The sequence below is a fragment of the uncultured Chloroflexus sp. genome (assembly GCF_937129525.1).
Lineage (GTDB): Bacteria > Chloroflexota > Chloroflexia > Chloroflexales > Chloroflexaceae > Chloroflexus.
Genome location: NZ_CAKZNK010000096.1, coordinates 66,569 through 85,699 on the forward strand (window position 1 = coordinate 66,569; position 19,131 = coordinate 85,699).

A 19,131-nucleotide genomic window follows, 5' to 3' on the forward strand; every position below is an offset into this window, starting at 1 on the left:
TGCCCAAAAGCGCTTTTCCGTATCTGTTATCCTACCACTTCGCGTAACGATGATAGCAGTGCTACAATAAGAGCCATCGGGACATCTTGTCGAACTGTAAGGAGTTGCGTTATATGGCCGCCACGATGTCGGCAACCTCAGAGCGGTTGCCTCTGGCAACCCGGCTAGCGTTCGGCGCCGGTGATCTCGGCCCGGCTATCGCCACGATTGTTGCTTCATTCTTTCAGCTCTACTTTCTAACCACAATTGCCGGTTTGCCGCCGGGTCTGGCCGGCACGATTTTGCTGATCGTCAAAATCTGGGATGCGGTGAACGATCCGATCATCGGCTGGTTAACCGATAAAACTCAGACTCGTTGGGGGCGGCGACGGCCCTGGTTGTTGTTCGGCGCAGCTCCGTTTGGCTTGCTCTTCTTCTTGCAGTGGGTGGTGCCGCCATTCGATATTACCAGTAAGTTTATCTACTATCTTGTCATTGCTCTGCTATTCGATACCGCTTTTACGGTTGTCAACGTGCCTTACACCGCTCTCACACCCGAACTTACCCGCGATTATGATGAACGCACTGCGCTCAATTCCTACCGTTTTGCCTTTAGCATTGGCGGTAGCCTGCTCGGTGGTATTTTGCACCAGATCATTGTCGGTCAGTTTAGCGACCAGCAGACCGGTTATCTGGTCTCGGGCGCTGTGGTTGGAGTCCTGATTGCGGTACCCTTTCTCTGGTGTTTTTTTGGCACTCGTGAACGGTACGAGCCAGAACCGGGCACCGAAGAACTCAGCCTGCCTGATCAGATTCGCTATGTCTTCAAGAATCGACCTTTTTTGTTTGTTGTGGGAATTTATATGTTTTCGTGGCTGGCGGTTCAGGTTACCTCCAGCGTGCTCACCTTTTTCATTGTCTTCTGGCTGGGCAGCGTGCCGCAATTTCCGGCCAGCGCCTTTGGCCTGACGTTCGCCAGCGCCAATGATCTGATCCCGATTATGCTGTTTGCCGTGCAAGGCTCGGCGCTGATCTTTCTCTTTGTCTGGAGTGCCGTGAGCCGTCGTATCGGCAAGAAAGCGGTCTATATGATCGGAAGTCTGATCTGGATCGCTGTTCAAGCATTTCTCTTTTTTCTTCAGCCCGAACAGATCACGCTGGCAATTGTCCTTGGGGTGATTGCCGGAGCCGGTGTTGCTACCGCCTACCTCATCCCATGGAGTATGATGCCCGACGTGATCGAGCTTGATGAGCTAGAGACCGGTCAGCGTCGCGAGGGGATGTTCTACGGTTTCATGGTGCTGTTGCAGAAGATGGGTCTGGCCTTAGGGCTATTTTTGGTTGGTTTGGCCTTGCAGTTTGCCGGTTTCAACGAAACTCTGCAACCCGGTCAGCAACCTGAAAGCGCCCTGCTGGCGATCCGACTGCTGATCGGTCCGCTCCCAACAGTTATCTTGATTTGTGGCATGATCTTGACCGCCTTTTACCCGATTACCAAAACCAGCCACACCGCGACGCTGGAACGCCTGGCTGCCCGGCGGGCCGAACGTGTAGCGTCATGACATGTCAGCCTGGCAGATGGAAGCGTGGGCCACACTGGCGCGTCTGCGCTGGTCCCTCCTAACTGCATTCACCGACTGCGCGTGACGCCAATCCGCGGGCAAAGATCGCGGATCGGGCAGATGCTACATCGCGGCGAGATTGGGTGACAGATATTCTGCCCTAATGTGACGAGCAGGCGGTTGATCGGGATCCAGTAGCGCTGCGGCAGTGTGGCCCGCAACGCCAGTTCGGTCTCTTCAGGGGTTCGCGTTTTGACATAACCCCAGCGATTGCAGATGCGGTGGACGTGGATGTCCACGCAAATACCCGGTAACCCATACCCGGCTGTCACCACCAGATTGGCCGTCTTGCGGCCTACGCCGGGCAGTTTGAGCAGCTCGTCAAGGTCAGAAGGGACTTTGCCATTGTACCGTTCCAGCAATATCTGGCAAATAGCCACAATCTGGCGCGCTTTGACCCGGTAAAAGCCAACCGGATAAATAAGCCCGGCAATGCGTTCAGCGCCGAGAGCCAGCATCGCCTCCGGCGTATCGGCGACTGCAAACAATCGCGGCGCGACAACTGCGGTGAGCGTGTCTTTAGTGCGCAGGCTGAGAATGGTAGCGATCAGGATACGGAATGGTGTCTGACTCGCCTCGCCCATCTGGTCAATCAGCGGTGGGGTGAATACCGTCAATTCACGTTCCAGTGTCTCTAATGCCTGTTCAATGGGAAACCGGGTTGTCGTCACGGTTCCTCCTATCTTGCGCTGGTAAACCAGGCCGGTGTGCCGTATGATGATAAGCGAAGTTTTCGCAGACTGCTGTCAGGCTCTCTCAAGATCCGGCGCGAAGTCATGTGCCGTGGTGGGTCAGGAAATACGCGATCTGTGTTTGGATCGGCCATCCACACATACGTGCCAATAACCTGAGGAGCATCGCTATGCATAAACGCTGGTTCATCTGGTGGATGGCGATATTGCTCATCACCTCCTGCGCTTCAGCGCCGTCTACGTCCACACCATCAGCGACCATCACATTACCGCCAGAGAGTTCGTCTGTGCCGCCGACCTTATCGCCGACCACTCAGGCCGTTGTTCCTACGGCGCCCCCATCGCCGGCGGTTACACCAACGACGCCGGCCATCGTTGTCCTGCCTGCTCCAGTGTACCTGATTCAGAATGATCAGATTGCGCGACTCGAGCCTGATGGTGAACGGCTGACGCCAATTACCTACGAACCACTGCCGGTACGTGACATGAGTGTAGCCGCCAATGGCACGCTGGTCTATCTGACTGGCGACGAGCTGGTGGCGCTCGATGGAGCGGGGCGGCGCGTGTTGCTGCGCGAACGAGCCATCAGCAATCCGCGCATTTCTCCCGATGGGCAAGTGGTGGCCTATCATCTCGATGAACCTGCGCCTGGTCTCATCATTGGGCGCGATGATTCACCGAACGGTGTCTACCTGAGCTCCATTACCGGTGGCCGCCCCAGCCTGTTCGTCGCCGATGATCCAGAACCGGCTGAACCGAATGTTGAACAGCCGGCCTGGCGCTATCAACCGGTGGCGTGGTCGCCTGACGGATCGCGCCTGCTCCTGTATGCGGTGATGCTGCCGGAAATGGGCATTCCCGGCGGCGAAGCAGTGATTGTCGGTCTAAATAATCAGGTGGTTCGTGTATTCAGTTGTTGCGAAGAGGAGGCATGGAGTGTTGACGGGACAGAATTAACCGTTGCCGGCGGCGGACCCGGCCCGGATATTCGCTTCGGTCTGTACCGGATCGATGTCACGCAGGGGGTAGAATTACCGGTGTTAACGAGCGATGACACCACGATTCCACTGGCGCGCGCGCCGCAACGACTGGCCGATGACATCATCTATGCCTTCGTCGAACTGGTAAGCTGGAATGACTACAGTTGGGAATATCCCTTTCGCCCGCAGATGGCGCGGGTAACCGATGATGGTGTCGTCACTTCAGTGCGGCCAGAGCGAATCGGTGAGCCGCTGGTCGTTGTATGGGATGCTCAGGCCCGTGGCGCGCTGGTTCGTTTTGCCGAAACCGATAGGCTAATCTGGCTGCCGACCGACCCGAATCTGTCGCCAAAGACAACGGCTGCAACCGGATTTGCCTTCATGTGGGCGCCGGCAACCGATCTTGCCCAACGCGATTGTAGTAGTTTCACCGTTCTTGCTCCCCAAACCGATGCTGCCCGGCGCTACGATCCGGCAGTGTATGATGCGCAAGGACGACTGGCCATGCTGGGGTTCGATCCCGGCCCAATTGATGGCTTCTTCGGCCCGGCTACTGCGGCGGCGGCGCGCGCTTTCCGCGTCAGTGTTGGCCTGGCTGCGGGAGATGACATTGACTGTGCCACATGGCAAGCGCTCTTGACCCGGAGCATTGCGCCATGATCATTCCTGACGATGTTGCCATGCTCGTCATTGCCATCCATGCTGCGCCCCACCGGCTGGTACTCGCCTTTGCCGGCGCCGGCAGTCTCGGTCTGGCCTGGTTGCACGCTGTAGCCGGTTCATCGCGCACTGTATTGGAAGCGATTGACGCATACTCGGCACAGTCGCGACAGTCGCTGACCGGCGTGATTAACGCGCCAGCGGTTAGCGCTGTCACGGCGCAGGCGATGGCTACCTGGGCCTACCGCCGCGCGCAGTCGTTGAGTGATGGCGCATGGCCGCTGTTGGGGGTAGGTCTGACCGCAGCGATCGCCACCGATCGCGAGCGGCGCGGTGCCGATCGTGCGTTCCTTGCTATTCAAAGCGCGGTCGGTGTACAGACGGCGCATCTGACCATGACGCGCGATCAACAACGGATCGATCAGGAAATGCTGGTAAGTCGCTGGCTGATCAATGAAATTGCCCGCGCATGTGGGATCGGCGCTGAGGAAACAAAAGCCTGCCAGCAGTGCCCGCAGGATTCGTGAAGAATCGCGCAATTCTAATCCAACACGACCGGTTTTCTTGACAATTTAGCCTGCCTGTGGTACTGTGCAGACACTCTGCACCTCCGTAAACACAACGATACAAAGGTGATGGTGTTGCGCAACACAACGTTGTGTCTGGCAGCGCAGACGGGATGCATCAACGGTTCATCGACCGCTCGTTTGGTGTACCCGTTTTTTGGTGCAGAATTGCGCAGCGCCATTTTGGCGCCACAACCAACGGATGTCGAGTGGGAGCAGTCCGATCAGCAACATCAGATGACTTTGCCGCCACCTGCCTGCTGGCGGCGCGGGTGTGAGGATAGCGGACTGCTGCCAACTCTGATCATCAAAACAGGCATTCGTTTTAGGAGTTGAGGAGGTTCATGTGTCGCACAAACGGCTCTGGGCCTGGATGGCCCTCATGGCAGTGGTAGCGATAGTTCTGGCCGCATGCGGAACGCAACAGCCGCAGGCTCAGCCAACCACTGCGCCGGCTCCGACCGAAGCGCCGGCTGCGCAACCGACGGCTGCGCCGGCTCCGACCGAAGCGCCGGCTGCGCAACCGACGGCTGCGCCGGCTCCGACCGAAGCGCCGGCTGCGCAACCGGGTGGTAAGTTGACGATCCTGTACTGGCAGGCAGTGACAACGCTGAATCCGCACCTGGCAACCGGCACCAAGGACTTCGATGGCGCGACAGTGATTCTCGAACCGCTGGCTCGCTACAACCAGGATGACGAGCTGGTTCCTTTCCTGGCTGCCGAAATCCCCACTGTTGAGAACGGTGGCGTTGCGCAAGACGGCACCAGCGTGACCTGGAAGATCAAGCCTGGCCTGAAGTGGTCGGATGGCACTGACTTCACCATCGACGACATCATCTTCACCTGGCAGTACTGCGCCGATCCGGCGACCGCTTGCACAACCAAAGCGGCATTCGATCCAATCGGGAATATCGAGAAGATCGATGACACCACGCTGAAGATCACCTGGAAAGAGCCAACTGCCGATCCCTACATTGCGTTTGTTGGCCCGTTTGGGATGATTTTGCAGAAGAAGCAGTTTGAAAACTGCATCGGCGCCGCTGCCAGCACCAGCGCCGAATGCCAGGCCGCCAATCTGGCTCCGATTGGAACGAATGCCTGGAAGTTGCGCGAACTGCGCCCCGGTGATACGGTCATCTACGAGCGCAACCCCTTCTTCCGCGACGCCGATAAGGTCTTCTTCGACGAAGTTGAGATCAAGGGTGGCGGCGATGCAACTTCGGCAGCCCGCGCCGTTTGCGAGACTGGCGAAGTTGACTTTGCCTGGAACCTGCAAATTCCGAAGGCTGTGCTGGAGCCGATCCTGGCCAGTGGCAAATGTGACGCTATCGCCGGTGGTTCGTTCGGCGTCGAGCGCATCGTGGTAAACTTCGCCAACCCCGATCCGGCGTTGGGCGATAAGCGCAGCGAGCCTGATCAGCCGCATCCCTTCCTCACCGATCCGGCAGTGCGCCGCGCTATCTCGCTGGCAATCGATCGCAAGGCTATTGCCGAGCAGCTCTATGGCCCGACCGGTGAACCAACATGCAACATTCTGGTAGTGCCGGCAGCGGTTAATTCGCCCAATACGACTTGTGAGCGCGATGTTGCCGAAGCCAACCGCATTCTCGACGAAGCAGGCTGGGTGCGCAACGGTCCCGTTCGCGAAAAGAACGGCGTGAAGCTGATCGTCTCCTTCCAAACCAGCATCAATACGCTGCGCCAGGGTGAGCAGGCGATTATCAAGTCGAATCTGGCCGAGATCGGTATTCAGGTGAACGTCAAGGCAATTGATGCGGCGGTCTTCTTTGGTGGTGATGCCGGCAACCCGGACACGCTGAACAAGTTCTACGCCGATTTGCAGATGTACACCAACGGCCCCAGCTCAGCCGATCCGCAGCAGTATCTGCAAGGCTGGATCTGCGCTGAAGTTGCTTCATCGGCAAACCAGTGGAACGGCAGCAACGACGGTCGCTACTGCAATCCCGAATACGACGCGCTCTTCGAGCAGTTGAAAGTTGAGCTCGATCCGGTGCGCCGGGCGCAACTAGCGATTCAGATGAACGACCTGCTGGTGAACGATGGCGCGGTGATTCCGCTGATCAATCGTCGCACGCCCAATGCCAAGCTGAAGAACCTCGAAGGCCCAACCTTCAATACGTTTGACAGCAGCATCTGGAATATTGCCACCTGGCGGCGAGTGCCGTAAATCGAAAAAGGCGTAGAGACGTTGCATTGCAACGTCTCTACGCCGATGCACTGATGCATTGATACACCGATACACCGATACACCAATACGACGATACACTGATGGGCGGGGCAAAAAATGTTGCAATACATTATTCGACGTATTTTAATCGCAATTCCTACCCTCTTGATCATTAGTTTTGTGATTTTTGCTGTTCTGTCGCTTGCCCCTGGTGATCCACTAGCCCAATTTGCCCTGAATCCGGCCATTCCCGAATCGACCCGCGAATTGATCCGGATTCAATTCGGCCTCGATCAACCGTGGCCGATTCGATATGTGCGCTGGTTGACCTCGCTCCTGCGCGGAGATTGGGGCTTTTCATTTGGCACTCGCGGCCCGGTGATCGATCTGATCTGGCAGCGACTCCCGCAGACGTTGATTGTGGTCGGATCAGCTTACCTTATCGCCGTGTTGCTGGCTATTCCGATCGGGATTATTTCGGCAGTCAAACAGTATTCATTATTCGATAATGTTGCAACCTTTTTTGCATTTGTTGGTTTTTCGGTTCCCTCATTTTTTACTGGCCTGCTCTTAATGCTGGTCTTTGCAATTAATTTGCAGTGGTTTCCCATCGTCTACAATACCACGCTCAAAGTGGTCGATTGGGACACATTTGTCCAGCAGGCACGGCAGATGGCGTTGCCGGTGACAGTGCTGGTCGTGCAGCAGACGGCGGCGCTCACCCGGTTTATGCGTTCGTCGATGCTCGACAATCTCAACCTTGATTACGTGCGTACGGCGCGCGCCAAGGGTTTGAGCGATCGCATGGTCGTGTTGCGCCACGTCCTGGTCAACAGTTTGATCCCGGTCGTGACGTTGATCGCCCTGGGCATCCCGACGATCTTTGCCGGCGCGATCATTACCGAGAATCTCTTCCGGGTGAATGGACTGGGTGCGCTCTTGATCACGTCGATCAATAATTCCGATACGCCGGTCGTGATGGCGCTGACGTTTATCTTTGCCATTCTGACTGTGCTGTTTAACCTGATTGCGGATATTCTCTATGGCGTGCTCGATCCGCGAGTGCGCTATTCCTGATAATGGTGAAGGACGAGAGCTGTCTTTGCCGGAGCGGATCGCCAGCGACGCTTGCGCGCCAGGCCATAGACAGTATAGTTGCTATGGGATCTCTTCGGAAGGGGTGAGCGCACAATGTCTGAAATAGAACTAAACGGCGCCGTTGGTCTCTCACCCAGCGCGCGCGCGCAACAGATGACGAATCGGCTGCCCGCGCGACCGCGCACCCTGCTCAGCGACGCCTGGCGACGTTTTCGCCGGCATCGGCTCGCAATGCTTGGTGTCCTGGTATTGCTGACCCTCGCGCTGGCGTCATTCGTTGGCCCATACATCTACGTGCCGCGCCTGGCGGCCCAACTTGAAGCCATTGGGTCGCCTTTCCTGCAAGACCGGGTTGATTTACAAATCGCCATCGATCATCTCGACTTTTTGAATATCCTCTCTGGGCCGACTGCTATCCATCCCTTCGGAACTGATGACCTCGGTCGCGATTTACTCGCGCGCGCGCTCTACGGTGGGCGCGTTTCCCTGCTGGTCGGCCTGACGGCGATGGCTATTGCCATTTCGCTGGGCACCATTATCGGCGCAACCGCCGGCTTCCTGGGGGGAGTGGTTGACCAGATTTTGATGCGGATTACCGATCTCTTTCTGTCGTTGCCGGTTATTCCGCTCACGTTGCTGGTGGTCTACCTGTTTCGCGATCCGGTGATTCAGTTGATGGGATCGCCGGAAGCCGGGATTTTTACCATTGTCGTAACGGTGATCGGTTGTCTGGCATGGATGAGCACAGCGCGCATTGTGCGCGCCTCATTCCTCTCGCTGAAGGAGAAGGAATTTGTTGAGGCGGCGATTGCGCTGGGAGTGAGTCGACCGGCTATTATGTTCCGCCACATTCTGCCCAATGCCATCGGTCCGATCATCGTGGCTGCAACCCTCGAAGTCGGTAGCGCAATTATCACCGAGTCGACTCTCTCATTCCTCGGCGTTGGTTTCCCGCCTGATACGCCGACATGGGGCCGGTTGGTGACCGACGGTAGCCAGTATTTGCAGGCTGCGCCATGGCTGGCGCTCTTCCCCGGTGGCCTGATCTTTCTGACTGTGCTGAGCATCAATTTTGTCGGCGATGGCTTGCGCGATGCGCTCGATCCGCGTTCGCGATTGTGATGACCGGGATGGTGTTATGAGCCGCAATCTAACCCCGTTGCAACAACTGGCTGTCGAGGCGATTCAGGAAGATGAGCGGCTTACTGCCGGATTGAGCGACGATCAGGCCGGTGCGTTGCTGAAGTGGGCAACGGCGAAAGCGGCTGAACTGGCCCGCGCCGCCGCCGATGAGTCTGCTGTAGAAGCGCTTGCGCAGGCGATTCGCCAGGCGGTACGGGCAGCGGCGCGCGCTGATGGTTCGGTCACCAGGGCCGAGCAGACACTGGCGCAGGCGATACCAGATGCGTTGAAGCCGACGCCAGCTCAGGGGATGGCGCAGACGATGCCAGATGCTCCGAAGTCGCCGGCTCAGGTTGCGGCGCCACCTGCAACTCTGCTGACAACCAGCGCTACAGCAGCGCCGTTGTCAATGGCGTTTGGCGCCAGCATCTCGCCGGATCCATCAGATCCATCAGCGCCGCTTTCGGTCATGCCGCAACGTCCATCGTATGCGCGCCGCTGGCCGGAGGCATTGCCACTCAGCCTTCTCGCCCATCTTGGTCGACGTTGATCCACTGCGCGCCGCGCATTCTATTCCAAACATTGATTTCGGGTATACTGGCGGGTGTATCGCCGGGTCGTAGCACGAGCCTGTGAGGATTGCATGGCGCGCCGCAAACCTGCTTCGTCGTCATCACGAAGCCTGAACCGGATCCAGATCATTTTGCTGTTTCTCACCCTCGCGCTGGGTTTTCTCGTCACCGCCGGGATTATCGATCTGCGCCGGTTCGGGATCGATCCGGCCCTGTTCGGGATCGAGAGCCAACCCAAACCTGATGTAAGCGGCGAGATTGCCGTCTACTTTACGACACCCTCGCTCGTCTATCCCGATGTGCCGCGCAACCGGGTGACACCGCCGTATCTTCGCGACATATTGAACGATATTACCCAGGCCCAACAAAGCATCGATCTGGCAACATTTGAATATACGCTGCAACCGGTCGCCGAAGCGCTGGTCGCCGCTCATCAACGAGGGGTGCGGGTGCGATTGGCGCTTGACCGCGAGAGTCTGGAAGATCCGGTTGACGCAAAATTCGCCGGTATCATCGGTGATGCAGGTATCCCAATCAGTTGGGAAGAAACTACTGCCTTTCTCCACAGCAAATTTATCATTATCGACGACAGAATTGTCTGGACTGGTTCCTGGAATGTGACCATTAATGACACGTACCGCAACAACAATAATCTGTTGCGGATCACGATCCCGTCTTTGGTAGAAAACTATCGGGTTGAGTTTGCCGAGATGGCGGCTGGCCGATTTGGCAACAGCAAACAGGCAACCACACCATTTTCGCGCATTACTACCGATCAGGCGATCATCGAGAACTACTTCACTCCGCGTGAACGTCCGGCAGCGCGGATCGTAGCATTGATCAACAGCGCGCGCCGTTCGGTAAACTTTATGGCCTTCTCATTCACCAGCGACGAGATTGCCGGCGCCATGATCGAGCGCCAGCAGGCTGGCGTGCCGGTGCGCGGCGTGTTTGAGCGGCGCAATGCTGAAGGCACCGGTTCGGAATTTGGGCCGTTGCGCGAAGGTGGGGTTGAAGTGCTGGAAGATGGTAATTGTTATACGATGCATCACAAGGTGATCATCATCGACGAGCGGATCGTCATCACCGGATCGTATAACTTCACGGCGCGCGCCGAGCGCACCAACGACGAGAATCTTCTCATTATTGACGATCCAACCCTGGCCGCTGCATACATGGCCGAGTTTGAGCGAGTCTTCGCGCAGGCGCGCAATCCAACCCGTTGTCAGTCGTGAATTTGCAGTCTGGCGAACGCAATATTTCGCCGCAATTTACGGCTGCAAGGCGACAATAAAGCTGGTTTCACCAAACGGCTGCTCTAGCAGCGTGACACGCAAGGTGCTGGCATTGGCGGCCAGTTGGCGACGGGCCACAGCCACGCCGCGCTGTCGAGTGCCGGGTAGCGCCGTAATCGTTCCCGGTCGCGAGTCGTCATTAGCAATGGGGTAGTCATTCCCGAGACCGTCGCTGATCTTGAGATTGTCGTCACGCAGCGGGAGACTCACCGGACGGGTTGTATTGTTCTGTACGCTCCATGTGAGTTCAATCCGGTCGCCGCAAGTATCGATCTGCTCAAGGGCAACGATGATGTCGGGCATGTCGCCGGTCGTCGCTTCACCAACCGCTATATTCTGCCAGGTCTGATTGCGGTCATCCCAGCGTTTACCGACCAACTGGTACCCGTTCCAACGGCACTGGCTGATTATGGCATTGAAGCCGATAACAGCGCCATCGGCTGGCGTGCCGGCTGACAGAATTGAGATGGGCGCATCAGCGCGAGGAACAGGCGCTGGCGGACGAAAGACGAGAAAGAGGAGCAAGATCAGCGTCAGCGCAGCAAAACCGGCGGCAAGGCGCCCGGTCGTTGTTTGCAACGCGCGCCAGACACGTTCGCGCCATACAGAGAGCGTCGGCGTCGGTGTCGGTGAACGCTCCTCTTGCACAACCTCATTTAGCTCCGTCCACGGGGTACAATGCAGCAATTTAGGGATTGCCAGCATCTCCTCTTCGGTCAACTCGATCTCCGACGAGCGCTCGGTGATCATGTAGGCGGGCAATTCATCTAGCCCGCGCACCTCTACCTTCCAGTCGAGATCGAGCTGCGAACCCTCTTCAATGCGGGGCGCGATAACGATTAGCCGTTTGCAGGTGCGGAAGTCAATCGTATTCGCCTTTTGTTCGGAAAGAAACTCACGCCGGCGCTCGTTGAGGAAATTGGTCAGGGCGTGGAAGTACGAGATCACCTGGTTGTAAGGATTCTTGCGCCCGGGATTGAGCCGCTTTTGCTCACCGTTGCGCCCCTCGACGATCCAGGGCCCGTTAACGCTACCGATGACGCGCCCATCGCAATGCTTCAGTTCGATAATGACGATGGCATCGTGCTTAATGATCACCAGATCGATGTTGCGCCCGCCTACGCTGAAATTGGAGAGAATCAGGAACAGGCCCTCAAGTTTTTCGAGGGTTTGCGCCAGCGATAAAATGGCGCGGCGCTCTTGTGGATGCTCCGGTTTCTCGCCAATCCAGACTTGAACGGCCATAGATCACTCACTCAATGCCAGCGTTTGGCGCAGCTCAACGATCTGATCGCGGAGCGCTGCCGCTTTCTCGAAGGCCAGTTCTTTCGCGGCCTGCTTCATCTGCTTTTCCAGGTCTTTAATCAGCTTAAGCACCTCGTCGCGCGGCAGTTCGACCGGCACTGCTGTGGTTGGCGTCGTCACATACTCGCCGCGCTCTTCGGCCAGTTTGCGGATGCGGTCGGTCAGATCGCGCACACCTTTGGCAATACTCTGCGGCACAATACCGTGGCGAAGGTTGTGCGCCATCTGAATATCGCGACGGCGTTGGGTCTCGCGAATGGCTGCCTCCATCGAGCGGGTTATGGTATCGGCGTACATAATTACCTTGCCCTCAACGTGACGGGCAGCGCGTCCGATAATCTGGATCAACGAGGTTTCCGAGCGCAGATACCCCTCTTTATCGGCATCGAGGATCGCCACCAGACTCACTTCAGGCAAGTCCAACCCTTCGCGCAAGAGGTTGATCCCTACCACCACATCGTACACACCGAGCCGCAAATCGCGCAGAATTTCGACTCGTTCAATGGTGTCGATGTCGGCGTGGAGATACATCGTGCGCACCCCCATCTCTTTCAGGTAATCGGCCAGATCTTCGGCCATGCGTTTGGTGAGCGTCGTCACCAACACCCGTTGCTTGCGTTCGACCCGCCGGCGAATCTCGCCGAGCAGATCATCGATCTGGCCTCTGGTCGGACGCACCTCGATTTCGGGATCGAGCAGGCCGGTGGGACGGATAATCTGCTCAACGATCTGATCGCTCCGCTCGCGCTCATAAGGGCCGGGTGTGGCCGAGACATAAATCACCTGGTAGATATGCTGTTCAAACTCTTCAAACTTCAGCGGGCGATTATCGAGCGCCGAAGGCAGGCGAAAGCCGTAATCGACCAGTGTCTGCTTCCGCTGGCGGTCGCCATTGTACATGCCGCGCAATTGGGGAATGGTAATATGGCTCTCGTCGATAAAGATCAGAAAATCGTCAGGGAAGTAATCGAGCAACGTCCACGGTGTCTGTCCGGGGGCGCGACCATCGAGATGGCGCGAATAGTTCTCGATCCCACTACAGTAGCCGATCTCGCTCAACATCTCGAGGTCATAGAGGGTACGTTGCTTAAGCCGTTGCGCCTCGAGCAATTTGCCCGCTGCTTCAAGTTCGCGCACCCGTTCGGTCAGCTCTTCCTGGATGGCGACAATAGCCCGTTGTAACTTCTCTTTGGTGGTGACGAAGTGTTTGGCCGGATAGATTTCAACGGCGGTATGCTGGAGCAGTGACTCACCGGTCAGCGGATCGAATTCGACAATTCGTTCAATCTCATCGCCCCAAAACTCAACGCGAATCGCTGTCTCAGCATTGGCGGGAATAATATCGAGCGTATCGCCGCGAACACGAAACGTTCCGCGCTGGAAATCCATGTCTTTCCGCTCGAATTGCAGGTCGATCAACTGGCGGAGCAGTTTGTCGCGGTTACGCACTTCACCAACGCGGAGCAGAACCTTTTCTTGACCGTAATCGTGGGGTGAACCGAGACCGAAGATGGCGGAGACGGAAGCGACGATTAACACGTCACGGCGACTGAGCAGGGCCTGGGTAGCAGCGTGGCGGAGCCGATCGATCTCCTCGTTGATGCTGGCCTCTTTCTCGATGTAGAGGTCTTTCGAGGGGACATAAGCCTCAGGCGTATACTCGTCGTAGTACGAGATAAACATTTCGACGGCAGCGTCAGGCAGAAATTCGCGAAACTCGGCCCATAATTGCGACACAAGAGTCTTGTTGTGGGCCAGCACCAGGGTTGGGCGCTGAATCTGGGCAAAGATATGGGCCATCACGAAGGTTTTGCCGGTGCCGGTAGCGCCGAGCAGGGTCTGATGGCGATAACCGGCGCGCAGGCCGGCTACCAGTTTTTCAATCGCCTGCGGCTGATCGCCGGTCGGTTGATAGGGCGCTTCGATCCGAAAGGGCATACGACGCTCGCGGTTTGTGGCGAAGAGATAGTAAGAGCGCGGGTTGCGCCAGCCGCTGCGAGGCGGGCAGGGCAACAACGCCGCGCTATTGGACTACCTTTCATTATACCAGATGGTGAAGCGGTTGGGAGGTTCTCCGATCTGGCGTTCAGCGCAATTCAAAGGTGACCTGAACCATAGCGCTGTAGGTCTGCTGACCGGGCTGAACGGGAGGGGCCGAGCGAGCGGGGGCGTTATACGCATCCGTCATGACCGGCATCGGGATGGGGCTGGCGCCGAGGTTTTCGGTGATGAACAGCACCCGACCGAGCGAGGCCCCACTGGCGCGCGCCATCTGTTCGGCTCGCGCGCGCGCATTTGCAATTGCGGCCTCGCGGGCCTGGGCCAGCGCAGCTTCTAGATCGCTAACGCTGAAGCTCACGCCGTACAACCGGTTCGCTCCCACCTGCACGACCTGATCGATCAGGTCGCCAGCCTGAGCCAGATTGCGGATGGTCACATTAACCATGTTGCTAACGGTATAGCCGGTCACATTCTGGCCATTTTCATCATAAACCGGATAGATATTGATCCCGGTTGTCTGAATGTCTTTGGCATCGACTCCCAACTGACGGATGCGGTCGATAATGGCCTGGGCCTGAGCGCTATTCTGGGCCAGCGCCTCTTGTGTCGTCGGCGCTTTGGTTTCAACCCCGATCAAAATCGTGGCGATGTCCGGCTCAACTTTCACTTCGCCGCTACCGATCACCACAATCTGCGGCATATTGGCTACCCCAGGTTGAGCGGTTGCGGTTTGAGTGGGGCGGAACAGACCAACCGCAGCCAGCGCCAGCACTGCGATCAGCGCAGTTACGGCAAGAATAGTAGTGAGAAGACGGTTTTCCATAGTGGTATCTCCTTAGGCATCTCTTATCGTTCCAGTTTAGAGACGGCGATGCCCGAAGATAAGTTCCCCGGTCACTCAGGCAACGGAGGATTGTCATGACCGGATACCAGCGCGCGCTGTGGCGCAACGTTGCGCGCCGCGATCCGTTGCCGCCACACTCGCCAGAAGACAGCAGCCTCGAACGGCCCGACGATCAGGAAGGCCAGCCAGACCCCCCACAGCGCCGGCGCCCACCAGGTGACAATCACCAGCGCCAGACCGACACAGATCCAGATCGCGCTGCCGCTAATTACCAGCGGCGAAAGCGTATCGCCGAGGCCGCGCAACGCGCCTCCCAGGGCAAACGTGATTGCCCAGGCCGGCTGAGTCAGCGCGACCACGCGCACCGCCGCTGCGCCGGCGGCAACCAGTTGTGGATCGCGGTTAAAGATGCTGACCAGCCCTTCTGCGAAGATGAGAAACAACAGACCGAGGCCACCCATCCAGATCACGGTCCAGCGCAGGGCAATCATAGCTACCGCGCCGGCCTCAGCGGGACGTTGAGCGCCTATTGCCTGCCCAACCAGCGCCGTTGCGGCCAGCCCAAACCCGATACCGGGCAGAAACGACAGCGAAAGCACATTAATCGCCACCCGATGAGCGGCCAGCGCCACCGTGCCCAGCGTCGCCACGACCGGCGTCAACGAAGCGATTGCCCCGATAATCAACACCTCTTCAAGCGCTGCCGGCATCCCGATCCGCAGCACGTGGCGCAACACCCGCGCCTGTGGCCACCAATTGCCGCGACCACCGGCGCGCGCGCCGTTGCGTCCGCGCCAGATCACGCCGATCAGCGCGGCTGCGCCAACCAGGCGGGCAATCACCGAACCCCAGGCGCTGCCAACCGCTCCCAGAGCCGGCGCGCCCAGCCAGCCGTAGATCAGGATCGCGCTGGCTACCACATTGATCAGATTGGCAAAAGCGGTAACCAGCATCGGCGTGCGCGAATCACCGAGGCCACGCAACGCGCCGCCAATCAGGTACATTATCGTCAGCGTGGTGATACTACCGATCGTCACAGACAGATAATCAATCCCAACCTGCGCCACATCGGGCGCCAGTCCGAACAACCCGATCAAAGCCGGAGTTAATTGCAGACCGATGGCAGTCAACGGCAGACCGATGAGGGCGCTCCAGAGCAGACCCTGGCGGGCCAACTGCCCGGCCTCGGCCAGCCGACCTCCACCGAAGGCTTGCGCCACCAGCACTGCCACCCCGACCGACAGCGCGCTGAGGGCAGCCGTGATGACATAAATTACCTGCAACGCCGCGCCGACGCCGGCCAGCGCCACTGCGCCGAGCGAGGCGACCAGAATGGTATCGACCACGCCGAGCATGGTCTGCAAGAGATTTTCGCCGATTACCGGCCAGGCGAGCCGCAGAACCCGTTTTTCCAGTTGGGCTGGCGACAAGGCAGCAGGAGCGGAGAGGGTTTCGGTTTGCATAGATTTCAGTATAACCGAAATGTGAGCTGTGATTGGTGGGTTAGCCGGATGTGGAGGGTGGCAATGATGGGATGGAGAGATGATGATGGTGGCGGTGATGGGATGGGGGGATAGCGGTGATGGGATGGGATGATTGGATGGGGATGGTGGTGACGATGATGGATGGTGATGGTGGCGGTGATGGGATGGGAATGATGGCGGTGATGGGATGGGATGGGGGGATGGGGGGATGGCGGTGACGATGGCGGTGATGGGACGTTGATGATGGCGGTGATGGGACGTTGATGATGGCGGTGATGGCGGTGACGATGATGGATGATGATGGTGGCGGCGATGGGATGGGGGGATGGCGGTGATGGGATGGGATGATGGGATGGGGATGATGGCGGTGATGGGACGATGATGGGATGGGGGGATGGCGGTGATGGGATGGGATGATGGGGGATGGGGGGATGGGGGGATGATGATGATGTAGGGGCGAATAATTATTCGCGCCTACATCATCATCATTATCATCGGCATCGGCGTCATCATCGGCATCGGTGTCATCATCGGCATCGGCGTCATCATCGATGCCTGCGATGCGGGCATCGCCCGCATCGCCCGCATTACCCCATCGTCGCCCGCGTCGTCCGCAACGCCCCATCGTCGCCCGCAGTGCCGGCGATGTTCGCGTTGCCCCATTCACTGCTTGCTTGCGTTGTCAAAGGCGATACCATACAATTTAGGGTGATATACATCGCCGTTGTAGTGATGGTATATAGGTATACAGTGTTTTCAAAAATTTTATACTCAGTGATCCATCTCAGAAAAGGATAAATAAATCTACGAATATGCCTGTGCGCGTGATTGATCTGTTTTGTGGGATTGGGGGAAGTTAGAAATGTTGCTCGATCAAACAAATCCGCGCGCTTTTAACTATGCCCTGCTCGATCTGGCGCATCTGGTGTGCCGCAAACGCCAGCCGCCACGCTGTGATGATTGTCCCATCAGATCGTGGTGCGTGTACGCTGACCGGAGTGAATAAGATGCCGTCCAACGCTGACCTCTATCCCTGCCCCTTCATCTTCGGTCCGAAAATAACCGATATGCGTCTGTTTGTCGGACGCAAACAGGAGCTGCGCGCGATTGCCGATCGCATCAATGGTGTCCAGCCTGTCAGCGTGAATCTGATCGGCGAACGGCGGATTGGCAAGTCGTCGCTGCTGTACGCGCTTACCGTGTTGTGGGATCAATACCTTCCGTCCGAGACGCGGCGACGTGATCCGGCGCTGGTCTATCTTGACTTGCAGGAAATCAGCCCGTCAAATGAACGCAAGTACTATCAGGAAGTTCTGGATGCTTTGCGGGAACAATCCATCTGGAAACGCTTCCCCGACCTGCAACGGGCCATCAGAGAGTGCGCGCCGGATCGTGATGCCTTCAGAACGTTTCTGCAGAAGTGCCAGGACAGGAACGTGCTGCCGGTGATCTGCCTGGATGAATTTGAAGTCCTGCTCGGGTATCCGCAGGCGTTCGACGACTCCTTTTTTGATGTGCAGCGCGGTTACATGAATAGCAATGCTTTGATGTACGTCATCGCCAGCCTCCATCCGCTCGACACCTACCGGCGGAGTCATCGGCTGACCTCGTCGTTTTTCAACCTGGGACATTCGCTGAAGCTGGGCGAATTCAGTGAAGAAGAAGCCAGCGATCTGGCGCGGCTGCCCGCCAGCACGGTGCCGGGCGCGCCGGCTGCCCTCAGCCTGGAAGAACAGCGCCTTGCGCGCGCCTGGGGGCAACGTCATCCCTGCCTGTTGCAAATGGCCGGCTACTTCCTCTGTCAGGCGCGCCAGCAGGGCAAAGACAGCTCCTGGGCATATCAACAGTTCCAGCTCGAACGAAGCCGCGTACCGGCCAGTCGTTCGCCGCGCGCTGCCGTCGTCGGCGCTGCGCGCGCCATCTGGAACGCTCCACTGTGGCTGGGCAGGCTGGCTCAGTGGCTGGGACAGCGTACCGACGATGTGACAAATCTCGTGGCCGGGATTACTATCATCGTGATTATCGTTCTGGTGTTGCTGGGATACCAGAATCCTGATGCGCTGCGCGTCTTGCTGGAAAAACTGCTGGGGTCGACGCCATGAACCGCCTCATTAATGCCCGCGACGTTGTTCTGGAGAGTCTGCGCCTGCTTTACTGGATCTTTTTCAAGCCCTTTACCCTGCGCCGGCATCTGCGCGACATTGATCCTGAGCTGGACTTTGATGACGATCCCTTCAAATTCCGCGACCGCTTCGCCGCCAATCCTCGCCTGCGCCGCTACGCTGAACAGGTCTGGTGGCTGAGCGCCCTGACACCGCTGGCAATAACGCTGGTAGCCGGTAGTCTCTATTCGTGGCTGAGTGGCGAAGCGTTTGATTGGTTCGCTTCTCTGCTCTTCCTGACCGGATGGTGGTTCGGTCTCGTTCTGGCGCGGAGTTCGCGATTCAGGCGATGGGCGTACCTGTTTTTGGTGACGGGTTTCGTCATTTTCCTGCTATGGAACAGCGGAATTGCTCCGGCTCTGATAGAGCGCTGGTTTGCGGATCAATGGTCATCATTATCCGCATTGATAGACATTTTTCCCGCGTGGTTTCTAAGGGCACTCTTGAATGTGGCGTTCGGCGTGGCGTTCGGCGTGGCGTTCGGCGTGGCGGTCGGCGTGGCGGGCGGCGTGGCGTTCGGCGTGGCGGTCGGCGTGGCGGGCGGCGTGGCGGGCGGCGTGG

At 57.9% G+C, this 19,131-nt stretch carries 15 protein-coding genes and 1 pseudogene; 10 read left to right on the forward strand and 6 right to left on the reverse strand.

What is annotated here, in order from left to right:
* Positions 1–113: 113 nt before the first annotated feature.
* Positions 114–1,541, forward strand: a complete 1,428-nt coding sequence (locus Q0650_RS12630) for an MFS transporter (RefSeq protein ID WP_298819483.1) — start codon at positions 114–116, stop codon at positions 1,539–1,541.
* 68 nt (positions 1,542–1,609) lie between these two features.
* Here the strand turns inward: Q0650_RS12630 and nth are convergent, their stop codons facing one another.
* Entirely contained in the window at positions 1,610–2,272 is a 663-nt protein-coding gene (gene nth, locus Q0650_RS12635; RefSeq protein ID WP_298819485.1) for an endonuclease III, read from the reverse strand.
* Positions 2,273–2,463: 191 nt separating this feature from the next.
* Between nth and Q0650_RS12640 the strand changes: the two genes are divergently transcribed.
* The 7 genes from Q0650_RS12640 (at position 2,464) to Q0650_RS12670 (ending at position 10,714) form a co-directional block, all read left to right on the forward strand.
* Entirely contained in the window at positions 2,464–3,933 is a 1,470-nt protein-coding gene (locus Q0650_RS12640) for a peptidoglycan-binding protein (protein WP_298819486.1), read from the forward strand.
* A complete protein-coding gene (locus Q0650_RS12645; RefSeq protein ID WP_298819487.1) occupies positions 3,930–4,460 on the forward strand; it encodes a hypothetical protein in 531 nt (176 codons plus the stop codon). The genes Q0650_RS12640 and Q0650_RS12645 overlap by 4 nt, the downstream gene beginning before the upstream one ends.
* A gap of 412 nt (positions 4,461–4,872) precedes the next feature.
* Positions 4,873–6,687 (forward strand): peptide ABC transporter substrate-binding protein, encoded by a 1,815-nt coding sequence (locus Q0650_RS12650; protein WP_298819512.1) that lies wholly within the window; start codon positions 4,873–4,875, stop codon positions 6,685–6,687.
* 117 nt (positions 6,688–6,804) lie between these two features.
* A complete protein-coding gene (locus Q0650_RS12655; RefSeq protein ID WP_298819489.1) occupies positions 6,805–7,764 on the forward strand; it encodes an ABC transporter permease in 960 nt (319 codons plus the stop codon).
* Between the two features lie 114 nt (positions 7,765–7,878).
* Positions 7,879–8,907, forward strand: a complete 1,029-nt coding sequence (locus Q0650_RS12660) for an ABC transporter permease (RefSeq protein ID WP_298819491.1) — start codon at positions 7,879–7,881, stop codon at positions 8,905–8,907.
* A gap of 16 nt (positions 8,908–8,923) precedes the next feature.
* The gene (locus tag Q0650_RS12665) at positions 8,924–9,457 is read left to right on the forward strand and encodes a hypothetical protein (protein WP_298819492.1); all 534 of its coding nucleotides are present in this window, start codon (positions 8,924–8,926) and stop codon (positions 9,455–9,457) included.
* 93 nt (positions 9,458–9,550) lie between these two features.
* Positions 9,551–10,714, forward strand: a complete 1,164-nt coding sequence (locus Q0650_RS12670) for a phospholipase D-like domain-containing protein (RefSeq protein ID WP_298819494.1) — start codon at positions 9,551–9,553, stop codon at positions 10,712–10,714.
* A 36-nt stretch (positions 10,715–10,750) separates the two neighbouring features.
* On the opposite strand, the gene Q0650_RS12675 is transcribed toward Q0650_RS12670, so the two are convergent.
* The 5 genes from Q0650_RS12675 to Q0650_RS12695 all read right to left on the reverse strand — a co-directional run bounded on the left by Q0650_RS12675 (position 10,751) and on the right by Q0650_RS12695 (position 17,075).
* Positions 10,751–12,019, reverse strand: coding sequence for a nuclease-related domain-containing protein (locus Q0650_RS12675; protein WP_298819496.1), 1,269 nt, complete (start codon positions 12,017–12,019; stop codon positions 10,751–10,753).
* A gap of 3 nt (positions 12,020–12,022) precedes the next feature.
* On the reverse strand, positions 12,023–14,017 hold the full coding sequence (gene uvrB, locus Q0650_RS12680) for an excinuclease ABC subunit UvrB (protein ID WP_298819498.1): 1,995 nt from the start codon (positions 14,015–14,017) through the stop codon (positions 12,023–12,025).
* Positions 14,018–14,165: 148 nt separating this feature from the next.
* Positions 14,166–14,903 (reverse strand): SIMPL domain-containing protein, encoded by a 738-nt coding sequence (locus Q0650_RS12685; RefSeq protein WP_298819500.1) that lies wholly within the window; start codon positions 14,901–14,903, stop codon positions 14,166–14,168.
* A gap of 71 nt (positions 14,904–14,974) precedes the next feature.
* On the reverse strand, positions 14,975–16,387 hold the full coding sequence (locus Q0650_RS12690) for an MATE family efflux transporter (RefSeq protein WP_298819502.1): 1,413 nt from the start codon (positions 16,385–16,387) through the stop codon (positions 14,975–14,977).
* A 40-nt stretch (positions 16,388–16,427) separates the two neighbouring features.
* Positions 16,428–17,075 carry a hypothetical protein gene (locus Q0650_RS12695; RefSeq protein ID WP_298819504.1) on the reverse strand — a complete coding sequence of 216 codons (648 nt, stop codon included), beginning with the start codon at positions 17,073–17,075 and terminating at the stop codon, positions 16,428–16,430.
* A gap of 340 nt (positions 17,076–17,415) precedes the next feature.
* Here Q0650_RS12695 and Q0650_RS12700 point away from each other — a divergent pair, with 340 nt between their 5' ends.
* Both Q0650_RS12700 and Q0650_RS12705 read left to right on the forward strand, forming a co-directional pair.
* Positions 17,416–18,510 (forward strand): hypothetical protein, encoded by a 1,095-nt coding sequence (locus Q0650_RS12700; protein WP_298819506.1) that lies wholly within the window; start codon positions 17,416–17,418, stop codon positions 18,508–18,510.
* Positions 18,507–19,131, forward strand: a pseudogene (locus Q0650_RS12705) (AAA family ATPase); the annotation flags it as partial. The gene Q0650_RS12700 and the pseudogene Q0650_RS12705, both read left to right, overlap by 4 nt.